At 44.5% G+C, this 17,567-nt stretch carries 18 protein-coding genes; 12 read left to right on the top strand and 6 right to left on the bottom strand.

All coding sequences use genetic code 11. The features are described from left to right. Window positions 1–2: 2 nt before the first annotated feature. From ccoG to MED217_RS01450, 4 genes are read left to right on the top strand one after another with little or no spacing between them, the layout of a single operon-like run. On the top strand, window positions 3–1,424 hold the full coding sequence (gene ccoG / locus MED217_RS01460) for a cytochrome c oxidase accessory protein CcoG (protein ID WP_009778696.1): 1,422 nt from the start codon (window positions 3–5) through the stop codon (window positions 1,422–1,424). Window positions 1,425–1,432: 8 nt separating this feature from the next. Beyond that, a complete protein-coding gene (locus MED217_RS19085; RefSeq protein WP_009778695.1) occupies window positions 1,433–1,579 on the top strand; it encodes a hypothetical protein in 147 nt (48 codons plus the stop codon). A 42-nt stretch (window positions 1,580–1,621) separates the two neighbouring features. Continuing rightward, window positions 1,622–2,068 (top strand): FixH family protein, encoded by a 447-nt coding sequence (locus MED217_RS01455; RefSeq protein WP_009778694.1) that lies wholly within the window; start codon window positions 1,622–1,624, stop codon window positions 2,066–2,068. A gap of 3 nt (window positions 2,069–2,071) precedes the next feature. Next, complete coding sequence (locus MED217_RS01450; protein ID WP_009778693.1) at window positions 2,072–2,779, top strand: sulfite exporter TauE/SafE family protein; 708 nt, start codon at window positions 2,072–2,074, stop codon at window positions 2,777–2,779. A 575-nt stretch (window positions 2,780–3,354) separates the two neighbouring features. Here the strand turns inward: MED217_RS01450 and hemN are convergent. Both hemN and MED217_RS01440 read right to left on the bottom strand, forming a co-directional pair. Further along, on the bottom strand, window positions 3,355–4,716 hold the full coding sequence (hemN, locus tag MED217_RS01445; protein ID WP_009778692.1) for an oxygen-independent coproporphyrinogen III oxidase: 1,362 nt from the start codon (window positions 4,714–4,716) through the stop codon (window positions 3,355–3,357). Between the two features lie 109 nt (window positions 4,717–4,825). After that, the gene (locus MED217_RS01440; protein WP_009778691.1) at window positions 4,826–5,110 is read right to left on the bottom strand and encodes a hypothetical protein; all 285 of its coding nucleotides are present in this window, start codon (window positions 5,108–5,110) and stop codon (window positions 4,826–4,828) included. 254 nt (window positions 5,111–5,364) lie between these two features. Here MED217_RS01440 and MED217_RS01435 point away from each other — a divergent pair, with 254 nt between their 5' ends. The 8 genes from MED217_RS01435 to MED217_RS01400 all read left to right on the top strand — a co-directional run bounded on the left by MED217_RS01435 (window position 5,365) and on the right by MED217_RS01400 (window position 14,164). Continuing rightward, window positions 5,365–6,414, top strand: a complete 1,050-nt coding sequence (locus MED217_RS01435; RefSeq protein ID WP_040532498.1) for a glycoside hydrolase family 43 protein — start codon at window positions 5,365–5,367, stop codon at window positions 6,412–6,414. Window positions 6,415–6,435: 21 nt separating this feature from the next. After that, on the top strand, window positions 6,436–7,503 hold the full coding sequence (locus MED217_RS01430; protein WP_009778688.1) for a cellulase family glycosylhydrolase: 1,068 nt from the start codon (window positions 6,436–6,438) through the stop codon (window positions 7,501–7,503). Then, window positions 7,493–8,680 (top strand): aldose epimerase family protein, encoded by a 1,188-nt coding sequence (locus tag MED217_RS01425; RefSeq protein ID WP_230199224.1) that lies wholly within the window; start codon window positions 7,493–7,495, stop codon window positions 8,678–8,680. The genes MED217_RS01430 and MED217_RS01425 overlap by 11 nt, the downstream gene beginning before the upstream one ends. 209 nt (window positions 8,681–8,889) lie before the next feature. Then, complete coding sequence (locus MED217_RS01420) at window positions 8,890–9,510, top strand: TlpA family protein disulfide reductase (protein ID WP_040532497.1); 621 nt, start codon at window positions 8,890–8,892, stop codon at window positions 9,508–9,510. A 546-nt stretch (window positions 9,511–10,056) separates the two neighbouring features. After that, window positions 10,057–10,818: a DUF6503 family protein gene (locus MED217_RS01415; RefSeq protein ID WP_009778684.1), complete on the top strand. Its 762-nt coding sequence runs from the start codon at window positions 10,057–10,059 to the stop codon at window positions 10,816–10,818. A 514-nt stretch (window positions 10,819–11,332) separates the two neighbouring features. After that, a complete protein-coding gene (locus MED217_RS19295) occupies window positions 11,333–11,467 on the top strand; it encodes a hypothetical protein (protein ID WP_262494744.1) in 135 nt (44 codons plus the stop codon). Window positions 11,468–11,920: 453 nt separating this feature from the next. Beyond that, entirely contained in the window at window positions 11,921–12,640 is a 720-nt protein-coding gene (gene msrA / locus MED217_RS01405) for a peptide-methionine (S)-S-oxide reductase MsrA (RefSeq protein ID WP_009778683.1), read from the top strand. Window positions 12,641–12,928: 288 nt separating this feature from the next. Further along, window positions 12,929–14,164, top strand: a complete 1,236-nt coding sequence (locus tag MED217_RS01400; RefSeq protein ID WP_009778682.1) for an MFS transporter — start codon at window positions 12,929–12,931, stop codon at window positions 14,162–14,164. A gap of 189 nt (window positions 14,165–14,353) precedes the next feature. Here the strand turns inward: MED217_RS01400 and MED217_RS01395 are convergent, their stop codons facing one another. From MED217_RS01395 to MED217_RS01380, 4 genes are all read right to left on the bottom strand, one after another. Continuing rightward, window positions 14,354–15,076 carry a hypothetical protein gene (locus MED217_RS01395; RefSeq protein ID WP_009778681.1) on the bottom strand — a complete coding sequence of 241 codons (723 nt, stop codon included), beginning with the start codon at window positions 15,074–15,076 and terminating at the stop codon, window positions 14,354–14,356. Window positions 15,077–15,316: 240 nt separating this feature from the next. Beyond that, on the bottom strand, window positions 15,317–15,733 hold the full coding sequence (locus tag MED217_RS01390) for a hypothetical protein (RefSeq protein WP_009778680.1): 417 nt from the start codon (window positions 15,731–15,733) through the stop codon (window positions 15,317–15,319). 141 nt (window positions 15,734–15,874) lie between these two features. Further along, window positions 15,875–16,300, bottom strand: coding sequence for a hypothetical protein (locus tag MED217_RS01385; protein ID WP_009778679.1), 426 nt, complete (start codon window positions 16,298–16,300; stop codon window positions 15,875–15,877). A 149-nt stretch (window positions 16,301–16,449) separates the two neighbouring features. After that, window positions 16,450–17,565, bottom strand: coding sequence for a hypothetical protein (locus MED217_RS01380; RefSeq protein ID WP_009778678.1), 1,116 nt, complete (start codon window positions 17,563–17,565; stop codon window positions 16,450–16,452). Between the last annotated feature and the right edge of the window lie 2 nt (window positions 17,566–17,567).

Here is a 17,567-nt window from a genome sequence, read left to right as displayed (position 1 = left end):
CCATGGCTTCTCAGGATCAAGAACATTTTAGAGACAGTATAGGAACCATCAACGAGGAAGGAAAACGCTCGTGGGTGTATCCTAAAAAACCGGTGGGTAAGCTCTATGAGTACCGCAAGCTGGTGAGCTATGTGCTCTTGATCTTTTTATTTGGCGCACCTTTTATTCACATCAATGGCAATCAGTTTTTGATGTTCAATGTGCTGGAACGCCGCTTTAATATTTTTGGGTTTCCTTTTTGGCCGCAAGACTTTCACCTGTTTGTGATCATTATGATCACGGGCGTCGTCTTTGTGGTACTCTTTACGGTCGCTTTCGGAAGGCTTTTTTGTGGGTGGATTTGTCCACAGACTATTTTTATGGAGATGGTCTTCCGCAGAATTGAATACTGGATCGAAGGCGATCGCGGGAAACAAATGCGTCTGGACAAGATGCCATGGAATGCAGAGAAACTAAGAAAACGTAGTATTAAATGGAGCATCTTTTTTGTGATCTCCTTTCTTATTGCCAATGTGTTTCTTGCGTATCTCATAGGTAGTGATCGTCTTATTGAGTACATCACAGACGGGCCGGCCAATCACGTGGGTACTTTGATCTCGCTGCTCATCTTTACCAGTGTATTCTACTTTGTGTTTGCCTGGTTTAGAGAACAGGTGTGTATCATCGTTTGTCCCTACGGAAGGCTCCAAGGCGTACTGCTCGACAACAAATCGATCGTTGTGGCCTATGACCACAAGCGCGGAGAAAAAGAAGCCGGCAGAGCCAAATTTAAAAAGTCTGAAGATCGCGCTGCAACCGGAAAAGGGGATTGTATCGACTGTGCACAGTGCGTGCAGGTATGTCCTACGGGTATCGATATTCGCAACGGCACCCAGCTGGAGTGTGTAAATTGTACCGCTTGTATCGATGCGTGTAACCAGATGATGGCAGCAGTGAATCTGCCTAAAGATCTCATTCGTTATGCGAGTGAAGAAAATATTGAGAAGAAGGCTAAGTTCACCTTCAATGCCCGATTAAAAGGCTATACCGCTGTGCTGGTGATCCTGCTGGGCGTACTTACAGGAATGCTGTTTTTGCGCAATGATGTTGAAGCAACCGTATTGCGACTTCCGGGGCAATTGTATGAGCATAAAGGCGAAGACATCATCAGCAATGTGTATACCTACAAACTCATCAATAAAACCACCAAAGAGATTCCTGAAGTGCATTTTGAATTGATCTCTCATAAAGGAATCATACGCGTCGTGTCACACGATCGCATTCAAGTGCCTGAGCAAGGCCTTGCCGAAGGAACGCTGTTTATAGAAGTAGACAGTCACGAACTCGAAGACGAAAAGGAAAAACTGAAAATAGGGGTCTATAGTGAAGACCAACTTATTGAAACCACAACTACGGTGTTTTTAGGACCCCGCAGTTATAAATAATTAGAACTATGAGTACAAAATCGAACCAAAACTGCTGCTTAGGATGCAAAAACGGCTACCCGGGACAAAATCACAATTGTAAAGTGCGCTTGCTTAAGGAAGCCGAAGAACGCAAAGCCTTGAGTCAGGAAGAACTGGCAGAAAAATATGCCTAACCCACACGGGGTCGCTTACACATCAACTATAAAATTAGCAGTATGAAAATCAATTGGGGAACCGGTCTGGTCATTGGTATGGTCTTATTTATTGGCTTTATCATGTTTTTTGTGATCACCATGACCACAGACGATAAATACAGCCACGATCTGGTGGCCGAAGATTACTATAAACAAGAAATGCAATTGCAGGAAACTATTGATGCCGCTACCAATGAGGCACAGCTGGAAACTCCGGTGACCGGTAGAAAAACCGAAGCCGGTTACGAGCTTCAGTTTCCTGAAACATTTGATCCTAAAGAAATAACCGGAAAAGTGTTCCTATACAGACCGTCTGGCAAGCAACTTGATTTTGACATGTTGATAGCCTTGTCAAATTCTACTTTGCTCATACCTGACAGCCGCTTGCTTGACGGTCGCTGGAACATTACCGTAAACTGGGAGTATCAAGGCAAAAAATACCGCTTTGAGAAAGCCATAACCTATTAAACGATGATCTGGACGGCATTACTTTTTGGACTTTTGGGTAGTTTTCACTGCGTAGGTATGTGTGGCCCCATCGCCTTTCTCATGCCGGTAGATCGCAACAATCCCGTTAAGCGCTTTTTTCAGGTGCTGAGTTACCACAGCGGCCGACTCTTCACCTACGCGATGCTGGGATTGGTATTGGGCTATCTGGGTCGTGGACTCCAACTTTTTGGCCTGCAACAACAAGTCTCTATCGCTGTTGGGGTTTTGATGATCCTGGTGATCCTCATACCCCACAAGCGTATGGGAACCTACAGCTTTTCTAAACCTGCTTACCGCCTGGTAAGCCGACTCAAAACCGCGTTGGGCGTTCAGTTAAAAAAGAAGAAGGCGTCTACCTTTTTCACGCTGGGCCTCTTAAACGGTCTCCTTCCCTGTGGCTTGGTCTATATGGCGATCTTTGGAGCCATCGCTTCCGGTGGTGGTGTACAAGGCGGCGTCTATATGCTGTTTTTTGGATTAGGCACCCTGCCGCTTATGACCACCGCCATTTACCTTGGTAATTTCTTAAAGGGAAAAACCAAACAGCTGCTGGTTAAAGCCATTCCCGTAGCCGTAGTGCTTATGGGCTGCCTGTTTATCCTACGCGGGCTCGGGCTGGGCATTCCCTACATCTCACCCTCCAATCAAGTCGCTGTAGCAGAAGTCTCAGCAACGCATAGTTGTCATTAAACTTATTTCTTTATTACGCTAAGTAAGTTAGGAACCTTCTAAAGTCGGTTTGTATAATCCTCCACATCATTAGACTCCTTACTTTTCTTTGCTTGTCCAAAGAAAAGTAACAAAAGAAAAGACCCCCTCGCTTAGGAATTTTTTCGCTATCGCAAAAACCGTCTTGTACGTTCCGCGTCGCTATCGCTCCTGTTCTTCGGAACGTCCTGCGCCTATTCTGAACCGAGGGAATTTTGAATTCGTTTAACCCTACAGGTATGAGTAATTCATCTTTTGTCTCTCTTCTGAAATCTGATTTCTATTTCAACGTCAGCACCGGCCTACTTTTTAGAGCTGTAGTAAAACAAGCGGGCGACTCAGCGGTGGGCAGTGGAGGATGGCCTAGCGCAGCGGTTTGCCATCCGCAGGCAAAGGCGTTTGCGTAGTTTTCAAGGGTCTAAAAATAAGCCTAGATTTTTTTGGTTCGTTTTTTCATCGATGGAAAAAATGAACAAAAGCAATTAAAGAAAAAAGCCTGCTCCGGTCACAGGAGCAGGCTTTCACCAATCAAAAAAATCAAATGAGCCTGGCCTGACTCAAATGGTCATCGAAAAAAGCTTGGTTTCCGGTTTGTTACGCTGTAAACGCAAATCAAAAGGCAAACACACGTTGCGCACAAACGGCTTTCCTTTTTCGGTTACTCGTAAGCCTTTATGCTCAAAAATGAGCAGTCCGTCGGCTTCCAGTTCTTTCAGTTTGATCAACACCTCAGGCAATTCGTCAAAATAAAGCGCCGGCGTCTCCCAACTGGTTTTAAAATGACACATCAGGTTAAGGATGTGTTGACGTATTTTTAAGTCTTCTTCGGTAAGAATATGTCCTCTAAACACCGGTAGAATGTCATTTTCTAACAGGTGATAATATTCATTAATGCCTTTTACGTTTTGTGCAAAACTGTACCAGCTATCACTTATGGCCGATACGCCCAATCCCAGCATCACCTGCGTTTTTGAAGCATTATAGCCCATAAAGTTGCGGTGGATGCGCTCTTCCTGCTGCGCGTGAAATAACGCATCGGTAGGTAAGGCAAAGTGATCCATCCCGATCTCTACATATCCCGCTTCGGCAAGCAGCTGTTTTCCTACCTCATACTGCTCGCGCTTTTCTTCCGCCGTAGGCAAATTGGCTTCATCATATCCGCGTTGCCCGTTGCCTTTGATCCACGGCACGTGTGCATAGCTGTAAAACGCAATACGATCTGGAAAGAGCTGTATGGTTTTCTCGATGGTATTTTTTACGTGCTCCAGTTTTTGAAAGGGCAAACCGAAAATAATATCATGTCCCACTGAGGTATACCCCGCCTGTCGTGCCTGATCTGTAGCGCGTTGTACATGCGCAAAAGGCTGAATGCGATTGATGGCTTTCTGCACGGTCTCGTTGTAATCCTGTACCCCGTAACACACCCGTTTAAAACCAAAAGAAGCCAAAGTCTCCAGATGCTCAAGCGTGGTATTGTTAGGATGCCCCTCAAAACTCATCTCGCACTGCGGCGCTTTATCGGCATGTTTAAAAATGCCATTGATGAGACGGGCAAGGTTGTGTTCTGAAAAAAAGGTGGGGGTGCCCCCACCTAGATGCACTTGTTGAATTACAGGTCGCTCCCCTACAAAGCTTCTGTACAGTGCGAGCTCTTTTAACACCGCATCGATATAAGGCGTTTCGACACTGTGGTTCTTGGTAATGCGTTTGGTACAGCCGCAAAAGGTACACATCGACTCACAAAAGGGTAAGTGAATGTACAGGCTGATGCCCTCACGTTTATTGCTTTCTAAAAAACTGGCTTTAAAGGTGGCTTTCCAGTCTTTAAGGCTAAAGGCTTCCTGATCCCAATACGGCACGGTAGGATAGCTGGTATACCGTGGGCCGGGAACATTATATTTACGTACTAGAGTTGTCATTTTTTCTAATCAAAAGAACTCCCGGAAACCCATTGTACAGGTTTCCGGAAGTAGGGTTGAGAATCGGGTTTAGGTTCTTGTAAAACGTTGAATACGTTATCTACTGCCCTTAAAGAAGCATACCTCCGACAATGATCAAGGTGTTTACCACAGTACTTGCAATCAGCAGTTTAAAAATTAACTGCGGCTTTTGAACTGTAAGAATTGATGCATTATGCATACTGCAAAAAACAACGGTGATCATCACAAAAAGCATTTGTAGTAACGTATGCCCATGCATCAACGTGGTCATAATCGCAACCGATCCTAAACATGTACTTAGAATGATGCCTATAGCTGAATAGCCAATGATATTGTTTGTAAAGTCGTTCTGAAATTTTGATAGCGTTGTCATACCTGAAAAATTTAATTAATATCAAATTACAGGGTAAAAGTACCAGTCAAGTGCAACCTATTTTATGACTTTTGTCAGTTCAGTATTTTTTTATCAAAAGATTTATCCCACAACACATCAATTTGTTTCATACCCTCCAAATACTGCTCAAAAACAGCATTTTGAAACGATCTATTGAAAGAATGAGCTAAGCCAACAGGTACAATTGTATCGGCTTTGCTGAATTTCGCTTCTATAACGTTTTCGACTTTGGTATGACTCAGTTCCTTAAGCTTCGTTTTTTTCTTTTTAACCTCATCGCACTCCTGTGTGTGGGCAGCTCGCTTACTGCACAAAGCTTTCAAAACCCGTTGTTAGACTCAGGTGCAGATCCGTTTAGCGTGTATGTAAACGGGTATTATTATTACACCCATACCATGGGCAACCGCGTAGTGCTCTGGAAAACCAAGAATCTCGCCAACCTGCGTGAAGCACAGTCCAAAACCATCTGGACGCCTCCGCAAGGAACCAAGTACAGCAAAAACATCTGGGCGCCCGAGATTCATTACATCAACAACACCTGGTATGTATATGTAGCTGCCGATAACGGCACCAATGAAAACCACCGCATGTATGTGCTGCAAAACACGTCTGCCAATCCGCTCAATGACCAATGGGAATTTAAAGGCAAACTCGCTGCGCCCTCCGATAAATGGGCAATTGACGGGAATGTGTTTGAATACAACAACCAATTGTATATGGCCTGGTCTGGCTGGGAAGGAGATTCCAATGGGCAACAGGATCTATTTATTGCTAAAATGAGCGACCCGCTTACCATCTCCGGAAAACGGGTGAAGATCAGTTCGCCTACTTACCCCTGGGAGCGTAACGGCGATCTGGGTACGGCAGGTAACCCCGAGCAGGTGTTTGTCAATGAAGGTCCGCAATTCTTAGAACACGACGGTAAGCTCTTTATCGTATTCTCTGCGAGTGGCTGCTGGACCGATTTTTATGCCTTGGGCTTGCTGAGCCTCGAAGGAACAGACCCGATGGATGCTTCGGCCTGGATCAAAAAAGAAGAACCTATTTTTCAGCAAACTCCTGAAAACAGCGTATACGCGCCGGGACATAATTCCTTTTTTAAATCTCCTGACGGAACAGAAGACTGGATCTTATACCACGCCAATTCCAATCCCGGAGAAGGCTGCGGTAACAAACGTGCACCGCGTATGCAGCGCCTCTACTGGCAAGAAGACGGCACGCCTTTTATAGGGACGCCCTTACCTACTTCGGTCATTTTACCCATTCCTTCTGAAAACGAATAACAACAGTAACCAAACTCAATTATGAAAAAAACACTTTTAGTATTTGCGCTCGCTCTTGGTTTTTTTGGCTTTAGCCAGAGCGGGGCAAATCTTGACGCCAACAAATGGTCTAAAGAAAAAGCAAAGGCCTGGTATGCCGAGCACGACTGGATCACCGGAGCCAATTTTATCCCGAGTACCGCCATTAACCAATTAGAAATGTGGCAGGAGGATACTTATGATGCTGAGACCATAGACCGTGAACTGGGCTATGCCGCCGGTATTGGCTTCAATACGATGCGTGTCTACCTGCACAGTCTGGCCTATAAGGCCGATAAAGCAGGTTTTAAAGCGCGTGTGGCAGATTACCTGAGTATCGCCGATAAACACGACATCAAAACCATCTTTGTGATCTTTGACGACGTGTGGGATGCCAACCCTAAAATAGGAAAGCAGCGCGCTCCTAAACCGGGAACGCACAACAGCGGCTGGATGCAAGACCCGGGATATCCTGCCTCTAACGAGATGGCCAACTCGCCCGAATTAAAGGCTTATGTGCAAGACATCATCAAAACCTTTAAAGACGACGACCGCATCTTGTTTTGGGACTTGTATAATGAACCCGGAAACAACGGCAAGAATACCGAAAGCTTACCGCTACTCACCAGCGTATTCACCTGGGCACGGGAGATCAACCCAAGCCAGCCGCTTTCTGCAGGTCTATGGAGCTGGGGCTACCAGGAGCTCAACACCTTTCAGGCGCAGCACTCAGACATCATCACCTACCACGATTATGAAAGTGCCGATATGCACCGCCGCGTGATCGAACTCTTAAAAACCCACGACCGCCCGATGATCTGTACCGAATATATGGCGCGTACTAACGACAGTCGGTTTTCTACCACCCTGCCTATGCTGGCCAAAAACAATATTGGTGCGATCAACTGGGGACTCGTTAACGGAAAAACCAATACGATCTATGCCTGGGACACGCCTATCGACTCTGGGGAAGAGCCGGTAGAATGGTTTCACGATGTATTCAGAAAAGACGGAACACCATATCGTCAGGACGAAGTAGACCTCATTAAAAAATTAAACGATGCATATTAATCTAACCACATTATGCGTCCGCTTATGCCTGATCACCACATTGGGCATAAGCTTTTATTCCTGTAAAGAAATGGTAAACAACGCGCCGGAAGAGGAAACCACAGCAGCAGCTTCTGAAGCGGTTCTTTTAGATCCTTCCGCCTTTAAACAGACGATAGACGGAAAGGAGACCGACTTGTACTGGATCGAAAATCAAGACATTAAAGTGGCCTTTACCAACTATGGCGGACGTATTGTAGGCCTTTGGGTGCCCAATAAGAATGGTGAGATGACCGACGTGGTTGTGGGTATGGCCGGAGTACAGGAATTTGCCGATGCCAGCGAACCGTATTTTGGCGCGACCATCGGGCGTGTGGGCAACCGCATCGCCAACGGTAAATTCACCCTGGACGGCAAAGAATATCAAGTGCCTACAAACAATGGCGATAACGCCTTGCACGGTGGGGATCAGGGTTTTCAGTATAAAGTGTGGGATGCGCGCCAACCCGATGCGCACACCCTGATGCTCACCTACCGCTCGCCGGATATGGAAATGGGCTTTCCTGGGAATGTGGATGTGAAAGTGACCTATAGCGTGACTGCAGACCGCGAACTCAAGATGGACTATGAAGCGACTACCGATCAAACAACACTGATAAACCTTACCAATCACGCGTTTTTCAACCTGAACGGGGAAGGCAGCGGAAGTATTTTAAACCACAGCCTCGTGATCAACGCCGATCAATATACGCCGGTAGACAGCGGATTGATCCCCACCGGAACGCTAGACTCGGTAGCAGGAACGCCTTTTGATTTTACTCAGGAGCATAGCATTGGGGAGCGTATAGAAACTGCCAATGAGCAACTCACCTTTGGTAAAGGCTATGACCACAATTATGTGCTCAATACCACTGGGGAAACCTTAAAGCCTGCCGCGAAGATCAGTGGAGATCAAAGCGGGATTGTGATGGAGGTCTTTACCGAAGAACCCGGCCTGCAGTTTTACAGCGGAAATTTTATGGAAAGTAAAAACACCTTTAAAACGGGAGCCAAAGACGACTTTAGAACAGCTTTTGCTCTAGAAACACAGCATTTTCCCGATGCCCCCAATCAACCGGAATTTCCGAGTATTGTATTGAAGCCCGGGGAAACCTTTACCAGCACATCCGTTTATAAATTTTCTGTTACTAAAACTTAATACATTTTAAAAACGCACGCCCTGCGTGTAACGATAATTATTCGTGTGTGTTGAAAGGGGTAAACTTGTGTGGGTTGCGCAACCTTCACAGCGCAAAACACTTCACCAGAAACAGTTTACCTTCACCGAAAGCCCTTCCAGCAATGGAGGGGCTTTTTTTGTGACTTTGGTTACGTAAAGAACCTGCAAGAGTTGCTACTTTTGACGCTATGAGCACACGACAAAAACGCCTGTTGAAATACGGCCTATTCTTCGGTATTCTCCTCCTAGTCTATTCTCAGGGATGGCACAAACCTATTATAGCGACCCTGCAACGTGGTATCCTGAAAACGGGTATTATGAATCCGCAGCTTAAAGAAGTTCCGGATATGGATACCAAAACCCGGGTAAAAGGAACCCAAAGCGAAGCTGTAGCCCCGGGCGATCCTGCAGAGCTTAATGTACAGTTCTTTGATGAGAACGACCAACTTGTCTCCCTTGCCGATATGCCAAAGCAACCCTATTTTATCAACTTCTGGGCGACCTGGTGTCCGCCCTGTATCGCAGAAATGCCCGGCATCGCTAAGGTGTATGCCGACAAAAAAGACGAAGTGAACTTTGTGCTGGTTTCCTTTGATACCGATTTTGAGAAGGCCAAAGCCTTTAAGGCAAAAAAAGGATTTGACTTTCCCATTTACCGCATCGCCTACGACCTGCCGGATATGTACAACACCGGCAGCCTCCCCACCACCATCCTCATCAACGCCCAAGGCAAACTCGCCCTCACCCATATGGGTATGGCCGATTATGATACCGAAGCATTCAGGGAGTATTTGGAGGGATTGCAGTAAGGGTTAGGAAGTAAATCCTAGAAATACGGATAAGCAGTTGGCAGTAGCAGTATTCAGTTTGCGGTGGATAGACAAGAGATAATAGATCATAGAAAAAAGAGTAAAGACAGCGTCAAATACGAAAGTAGAAATTGGAAATACGAAATACGCTTCGCCCTGTCACTTCGAGTGATGCTTGAGCGCCGGAGCGCGAAAGGATTGTATCGAGAAGTTTTCGAGACAGCAACATGGTTAACTATAGACGCACTGACTTCAAAGACTTCTCGATACAACTGAATCCCTGCTACCGCTGGTATTCAGTCACTCGAAGTGACAGTCTTCATACCCGAAGAGTTACACGAATTCAGACTTCCCTCGGTTCAGAATAGGTACGGGAAACTCCAAAGGACAGGAGCGGTAGCAAAAAAATGAACAAACATGATTTTAAACGATTCTTTAGTCTACCCTCTCACCTCTCACCTCTCATGTCTAAAATCTAAATACTCCTCCTATTGTAAGCATTCCCAAAACACGCAGACTAAAGCAACTCACAACCAAAACCTTAGTATGCGCGCTTTACTCCTCCTCGGTCTTTTTATCCTGACGCTTTCATGCAATTCTAACAACTCCAAAAAAGAGCAGCCGGTAGCCCCGGTGACGGAAACTCCTGAACGCTATCCTGCACATTTCAGTAAGGTGCTGGACGCGCACGGTACACTTGCCGATTGGGATGCTTTTAAAACCTTAAGCTATACGCTCGTTCCCGAACAAGGCACTGAAGAAGTCCACACCATCGATCTGCATTCGCGTAAAGACCGTTTGGCCATCGGTACGGCGACCATAGGCTATGACGGCAAGGAAGTATGGGTCAAAGACCCAGATTCGATCTATAAAGGCAATGCTGCATTTTACCACAACCTGATGTTTTACTTCTATGCCATGCCCTTTGTGCTCGCAGATGAAGGGATCATTTATGAAAAAACCGAAGCCCTGCAGGTAGCAGACACCGCCTATCCCGGGATCAAGATGCAGTTTGAAGCCAACATTGGCGCTTCGTCTAACGATGAATATTACCTGTATTACGACCCCAACACCCACCAGATGCGCTGGCTGGGGTATACTGCTACCTTTGGCGCTGCCAAAAAATCAGACCGCGTGAATTACATCGCCTACCACGACTGGCAGGAAGTTGAAGGCATCGTGTTACCGCACGCGATCAGTTGGTACACCGTAGAGAACGGCATCCCCACCCAACCCCGAAGTACCGTACGTTTTGAACAAGTAAGCCTCAGTACTGCGTCAAAACCGAAGGGGTTTTATGCTAAATGATTTTAGATTTAAAACAAAAGAGAAGAGATAATAGAAAAAAGACTAAAGCCCCTTACCCGGAGGGTTAATATCTTTTTCTTTAGTATATCAATAAGGCTCCATTAAGAATTTTTGAAGCCATAAAAAAGTTGGCAGTAGCAGTCTTCAGTTTGCGGTGGATAGAGGAGAGACAAAAGAGAAGAGAATAAAGAGAAAGGACAGCGTCAAATACGAAAGTAGAAATTGGAAATATGAAATACGCTTCGCCCTGTCACTTCGAGTGATGCTTGAGCGCCTTAGCGCGAAAGGGTTGTATCGAGAAGTTTTCGAGACAGCAATAAGGGTAACTATAAACTCACTGACTTCAAAGACTTCTCGATACAACTGAATCCCTGCTACCGCTGGTATTCAGTCACTCGAAGTGACAGTCTTCATACCCGAAGAGTTACACGAATTCCCATGTTCCCACGCTGCCTGTCCCAATGCATATAGGGAATTGTATCGCGTGTTCGTTAGATCTCAACTCGAGGATTTTTTGAAGCAACCTCTTGAAGCAGGCGGTCATTTTGACCATCGGGAGAAATCGCATACTGTATCCCTCATCCCCAGCCCTTCTCCTCCCGAAGCTTCGGGAGAGAAGGGAGTTAGCTTGTTGTGTGATCTCTCCTAACGTCGAGATGACTAGGCGCATTCATACCCGAAGAGTTTAACGAAATCATAATTCCCTCGGTTCAGAATAGCTGCAAGGGCAGAGCGCTAAGGAAAGGTCTAGTAGACCTTTTTAGCGAATGAGCCAGGTGGCGCGTTGGCTTTGATATGGATTACTTTACTTCAAGTAAGAACTACTCTTAGAAAAACGTAAGTAGCGACGCGGAGCTGACAAAGCGGTTTTTGCCTGATAAGGCAAAAAATTCCTTAGCGAGGGGGTCTTTTCTTTTGTGTAGCCTGTCCTGAGCGATAGTCGAAGGATTTCTTTGGACAAGCAAAGAAAATGAACAAACACGATTTTAAAAACACTTTATCATTTCATCTCAAATTTTAGTACCCTATTAAGAAAGTTTAGCTGCACCTTTGCGTCTATAAAACCAACGAAGTAGAACTTACGTTTATATTTAAAAGTGCGATGAAAAACAGAATCATTCTTTCCGCGTTATTGGCTGCAACTATTGCTTTGAGCTTGTTGTTCACAGGTTGTGCCGATACGCCTAAAAATACAGACAGCGCGCAGACCACCGAGGCTGTTGCGCTCAACACCACAGGTACTGCCGAAGAGGCTGCGATGCCTGCCGAAACACCGGTGCCTCAGGACCGGGCAACCGCCTATTTTGCCAGCGGATGTTTCTGGTGTGTAGAAGCGGTGTATGAAAGTGTAAAAGGTGTAGACGAAGCCGTTTCGGGCTATGCCGGTGGACATACCAAGAACCCAACCTACGAGGAGAGCAATACCGGCCGTACGGGACACGCCGAATCGGTTAAGGTGATCTATGATCCTAGTGTGATCAGCTTTAGCCAACTCGTTGATGTGTATTTCGGTTCGCAAAACCCAACACAGGTAAACGGTCAGGGACCGGACCAAGGTTCGCAATACCGTTCGATCATTTTTTATCAGAATGATGCCGAAAAACAGATCATCGAACAAAAGAAAGCTGCTTTGGAAAAAGCATTGGGCGAACCGGTAGCCGCAGAGATCAAGCCTTTTGAGAAGTTCTGGATCGCAGAAGCCTATCATCAAAACTACGAGGTACAGCATCCGGAAAACCCATATATCCAAAACGTATCGATACCGCGTATCAACCGTTTTAAAGAAAAGTTTCCTGAACTTTTAAAAGCGAACAGCCACTAGGCTGAACTATGAAGAAGAAAAAAGAAGCCCTAAGCCCTTTCAACACGGAGAGGGCTTTTTTATTTGGCGCCGCCAAAGGGTTTAATACTCCGAGACTTACGTCGAATTTAGAAATTCGTTTCCAACCAACGCCTCATAGGTCTGCCCTGAGGTAGTGTAATGGCACCGCCAGACAACCGCGCGTCTGGCACTTCCGTTAAAACGCATACAAAGCTTCAAGGCATCAGTATATCCTTCTTCTTTATGTAGTAGCTTTGCAGCACCCTAACGTCAATACTCCTTTTTTACATGCATTTACGCGACGCTTCCCCTCAACGTAAAAAGATCGCTACGATACTTACCTTTTTGTCGATTCCGCTTTCGGGCTTTATGACCGACATCTACCTGCCGTCGTTTCCATCAATGGCACGCAACCTCAGCGTTTCAGAACAAAGTATTCAGTTGACACTCACCTGTTTTTTTCTGAGTTACGGGTTCTCCCAATTGTTTGTAGGCCCGGTAGCCGACAGTGTAGGCCGGCGCAAACCTATGCTGATCTCGCTGGCCGTATTGCTGCTAAGCAGCCTCGCCGTGACCTTTACCGGCGAAGTGCTGGTGATCAGTGTGCTGCGTATCGTACAAGGGATCGCCACCGCCTTTATTGTAGTCGCCAAACGTGCCTATTTTGTTGACCTCTTTGACGATGAAAAACGAAAACACTACCTCAGCTACTTTACTATTGTATGGAGCTGCGGACCCATCATCGCGCCTTTTTTAGGGGGCTTCCTCGAAGAGCATCTGGGCTGGCAGTCTAACTTTTACTTCCTCGCGATCTATGCGGCCATCCTGTTTGTAGGCGAACTCGTGTTCAGCGGGGAGACCATACGCAACTACAAGAAATTCAACCTCAAGAAAACCGGCTTGCTGTATCTGGCCATGCTGAAGAACCCCGGTTTTATCTTAGGCATCGCCGTTTTGGGCTGTGCCTATTCGGTGGTGATGGTGTTCAACATCGCAGGGCCGTTTGTGGTAGAACAGCATTTTAATTACAACGCTGTGATCATTGGCTATTGCACCCTCGTTTTAGGCTTTGCCTGGATGATCGGTGGAATCTTAAGCAAGCGTTTTACGCCGGTGAACTTTACTAAAAAGATCCGTCTGGTATCACTAACGCAACTTGTATTGATAGGCCTCTTTATCGGCTTAGGCAGTATGATCGACAATCTGGTGCTGCTCGTAGGTTTTGCCTTTATCGTGCACATCTGCTCCGGGTTTTTGTTTACCAATTACTTTACGCAGAATATGGTGTTCTTTCCCGGAAACGCAGGCATCGCCGGCGGACTTATGGGCGGGCTCCTGTACATCATTACCTCGATGGGCAGCTTTGTGATCTCCCACTCCGGAAGCATTGCCGATACCAAGGATATGGCCCTCCGCTACCTGCTCATCGCCGCCCCACTGGCCGTAGTGATCTTCTTTTCGCTTCGCTACTTTAAAAAACGCGACCTGCGGAAACGCCAAAGCGTGTTGAAGGTTCAAGGCTAATACGGTTTTTCGGTTTGTTGTTTTCGGTTTACAGTTTGTTGTTTTCTGTTGGAAGTGTCACATCGAGCGTGTCACACTGAGCTTGTCGAAGTGCATTCCTAAATTCAAGATTCAAAGGCTAAAATTCAAAGTTGAAAGCAAACAAAACAAAAAGCTCCCCTCCTTACGGAGGAGGGGTGGTGCCACACGCTATCCTGAAATAGTATCAGTATCGCGATCCTTTGTACTATCTGCTTTCAAACACCTTGAATTGTAAAAATCCAATACCTCACCTAGTTGGGTATTTGAAAACTCTTTGTTTTCTACCTTTTCCAACAATTCAGGGCAGTTTTCAAAGTACATGGTCATCGCTTTTTTAAAACTCTTTGCAAAAGGAATTCCTTTGGTGTACAGATGTTCTACCTGATCGCTTTCTCCATATCCTACATAGTAGCTGTATCGGGGAAGGTTAATTTCATTATAGAGATTACGACTCGATGCCACAGGTACTTCCTTACCATCTTCTAGGATAATGGTTTGCGGCTTGGCCAAGTCACCTGTTGGTTGTGGCACGCTTACAAAAGAATTGGATAGCGCTCTGCCTTCGTACAATTTTACATACAGACTTAAACTATCGAGAGAAACCACCTCTAAAGCTCTAGGGTATTTTCCACCATCTATGTATTTATATCTGAATTTACGGTAATAATTATGCTCCAGAATATCAATCCCGATCAGGTCTTTGCCATTGTATTTTTTCCATCGCAACGTATCATTTTCAAACATAATCGAAACCGTGGTAGAAACACCACTAATCTCGCCATATCCATTTACACGTGTGCTGTCTTTTAGAATAAGTACTGCTTTTCCTTTTTGAGCAATAGCTTGGTGACTTAATGTAACCAGAAGTAGTAATAGTAGTTGTTTTAGCATACTGTAAAACTAAACAAAATAAGAAATCATCAATAATAAATAGAATTAGCTGTCACATCGAGCGTGTCACACTGAGCTTGTCGAAGTGCATTCCTAAATTCAAGATTCAAAGTTTAAAATTCAATATTAAAGACTACAGCCTAATGTAAACCTCACGCTGAACACTTTTCAGCATCTCATTAACCTGCTTGCAAAAAGCTACTTGTGCGACCCTGAGACAAGCTCAGGGTGACAAACGCCCTACTCCTGTTTATGTAAGGTTAGTTTAGAACTGGAAAAGACCAGCTGATCGTCTTTGACATAAACATTCCCTAAGTGTATCCTGGTCATTTCAGGATCGGTGTACTCTATTTTCAGATCATAGGAGAATTCCATCACTTTTAAATCCTGAGTTCCTGAAGCCTCCCAACTTCCGGTATACTCATGCGCCCCAGACATATCCACCAGATGTATGGTTGCTTGATTATTGGCTTGAAGATCTACTCCGGTAATCCCCGTCCATTCATCTTGATGTAGCGGAATCTCCGTTTCCCAGGCACCCATCAGTTCGTCCTGCGTATAGGGATAGCGGTCGTCTTCCTTGACTTCTAAGCAACTGGTCAAAAGAACTAAGACCCCTAGCAACAGGTTTACGCTTTTAAAGCTAAAACGATACATAGATTTGTATTAGATTGATGCACTTTAAAACTACTAAAAGCCTAGGAATCAAAGGTAGCAATAGGCTATTTTATTTATAGGAAACACGGCAGCACACGTTCTAAACGCAACCTGTAGCTATAGCGAACGTATGCAAAAAACTTACTTCTGTTTTTGCATAGAAAAACCAGCCGCCAAAAAGACCAAATGCATGTTTTCCTCACGTAACAATCCAAGGTAGCGCATGGTATGTGAAGGCGTGGGGTTGTACTGTATCATTAAATCATAATCCGGGAGTTTGCTCCCTGAAACTTCCTCATCTTCCGGTAGTCCCCAACTCCCGGTATACTCATGAACGCCTGTACTGTCAGTAAACCGCAGTTGCGCCACGTGATTGGCTAACAAGTCTGCGCTGCTAATGGCTGCCGCGCCCTTATCTCGCCCTTCTGGTAGGAGATCCCAAGTACCAACGATTTCATTTACTGTATAGGTAATGGGGTCTGCTGCTTCTTTTTGCTCTTTACACGATTGGAACAAAACAAAGATACCTGCCACAAGACTTAGGTATTTGATGCTGAATGTATTCATAAGGTTGTTTTTGATTGATGAAGTTTAAAACTAGTAAAAGTCTAGGGATCAAAGGAGGGAATAGGCTGTTTTATGTGGTGTATCGAAATAATTTTGGATTATATTTCAATCGCCAAATAAAAAAATTATCATAATAAACTTTTATAGTCTTATCTAATTAATGATTCTATAATTTCATCTGAGTCAAAATCTGGCGAACCTTGTCGAGCATAGTAACTTGAGTATCTCTCAATCAAGTCTTTTAAAAATGGCATTGAAATCGTAGCAAAGTTATCCGCAGCTTTTGTGTTAATTTTTTGCTCTAATTCTTCTACTGGTATTGAGTATTTATCTTGAAAATCAATTATTCCAGCATTGATAGAACTATGTCTTGGGATATAATGATAGTATGGCTTAGCACTATTAGTGATTAATTTTGAAAGCTCAGATTTTTTTGTTCCACTAAGATCTTCAAATTTTTCAATGTCCTTTAACTTTTTAAACTCTGAAATCTCCTCTAGTTCTTTTATCCTAAGTAAAAACACTTTTTCTACTTTTCTTTTTCCTCTATGGTAAACAAAATCACATGCTGGAGTTAGTACAGCGTATCGAACATCGTCTAGTAAGATTAAGTCACCTGTTGAAAGGTTTTCTCTTACAGGCCTTGTTATATAAAACTCGCTTGGATGTATTTTGCTTTCATCTAAATACTCCAACATATGTAAAATGGTGTAACGTAGAAGTGAGTCTTCTTTCTCTGTTGAAGTTCGTTTGTTATCTAGAGCCCAATTGTCTAAAGAAGTTGAAATGTGATTCCAGAAAATGTTTTGGATTAATTCTTCAATTTTTCCCTTCCGATTTAAAAGGTTAAGAATACCTGTAGCTTTGATTGTCTTGAATTTATCAAGAGTATCCATAACATCTACCTCATCTCTCTGAAAAACTCTAAAAACTGAACTTGGTACATTCAATTCATCTGAGATGTGATAAGGGGTTCCTGTGATTACAAAGGTCGGAAAGCGTAAATTCTCTTTGATTTCTTTGACAACCTCGTTTCCAGAAGTATCTGTTCCTCCCGAACCTATTAAGTCTAAATCTACAATCGCACCATCAAATATATTCTCAGAATTTTTTAGTGCTACAATAGCCTCATCCTTACTTTGTATCCAAAGCTGGTTGATTTGATATTCCTCATTTTCTCTATTGAATAAGTCAATATTGGTTTTGTATACATCGTCGTAGATTGCCTTATCATCTTCAACAATTAATATTTTTAACTCTTCCATAT

Source organism: Leeuwenhoekiella blandensis MED217, from assembly GCF_000152985.1.
Taxonomy (GTDB): Bacteria; Bacteroidota; Bacteroidia; order Flavobacteriales; family Flavobacteriaceae; genus Leeuwenhoekiella; species Leeuwenhoekiella blandensis.
Note: the sequence above shows the minus strand (reverse complement) of the source record. Positions and strands in the feature narration are given on the sequence as shown.

Coding starts and splice junctions, on each gene's coding strand:
- MED217_RS01430 (WP_009778688.1), top strand. CDS start 6,436: ATGAAAAAAACACTTTTAGTATTTGCGCTCGCTCTTGGTTTTTTTGGC.
- MED217_RS01425 (WP_230199224.1), top strand. CDS start 7,493: ATGCATATTAATCTAACCACATTATGCGTCCGCTTATGCCTGATCACC.
- MED217_RS01380 (WP_009778678.1), bottom strand. CDS start 17,565: ATGGAAGAGTTAAAAATATTAATTGTTGAAGATGATAAGGCAATCTAC.
- MED217_RS01400 (WP_009778682.1), top strand. CDS start 12,929: ATGCATTTACGCGACGCTTCCCCTCAACGTAAAAAGATCGCTACGATA.
- hemN (WP_009778692.1), bottom strand. CDS start 4,716: ATGACAACTCTAGTACGTAAATATAATGTTCCCGGCCCACGGTATACC.
- MED217_RS01385 (WP_009778679.1), bottom strand. CDS start 16,300: ATGAATACATTCAGCATCAAATACCTAAGTCTTGTGGCAGGTATCTTT.
- MED217_RS01440 (WP_009778691.1), bottom strand. CDS start 5,110: ATGACAACGCTATCAAAATTTCAGAACGACTTTACAAACAATATCATT.
- MED217_RS01395 (WP_009778681.1), bottom strand. CDS start 15,076: ATGCTAAAACAACTACTATTACTACTTCTGGTTACATTAAGTCACCAA.
- MED217_RS01415 (WP_009778684.1), top strand. CDS start 10,057: ATGCGCGCTTTACTCCTCCTCGGTCTTTTTATCCTGACGCTTTCATGC.
- msrA (WP_009778683.1), top strand. CDS start 11,921: ATGAAAAACAGAATCATTCTTTCCGCGTTATTGGCTGCAACTATTGCT.
- MED217_RS01420 (WP_040532497.1), top strand. CDS start 8,890: ATGAGCACACGACAAAAACGCCTGTTGAAATACGGCCTATTCTTCGGT.
- MED217_RS01435 (WP_040532498.1), top strand. CDS start 5,365: ATGACTCAGTTCCTTAAGCTTCGTTTTTTTCTTTTTAACCTCATCGCA.
- ccoG (WP_009778696.1), top strand. CDS start 3: ATGGCTTCTCAGGATCAAGAACATTTTAGAGACAGTATAGGAACCATC.
- MED217_RS01450 (WP_009778693.1), top strand. CDS start 2,072: ATGATCTGGACGGCATTACTTTTTGGACTTTTGGGTAGTTTTCACTGC.
- MED217_RS01455 (WP_009778694.1), top strand. CDS start 1,622: ATGAAAATCAATTGGGGAACCGGTCTGGTCATTGGTATGGTCTTATTT.
- MED217_RS19085 (WP_009778695.1), top strand. CDS start 1,433: ATGAGTACAAAATCGAACCAAAACTGCTGCTTAGGATGCAAAAACGGC.
- MED217_RS01390 (WP_009778680.1), bottom strand. CDS start 15,733: ATGTATCGTTTTAGCTTTAAAAGCGTAAACCTGTTGCTAGGGGTCTTA.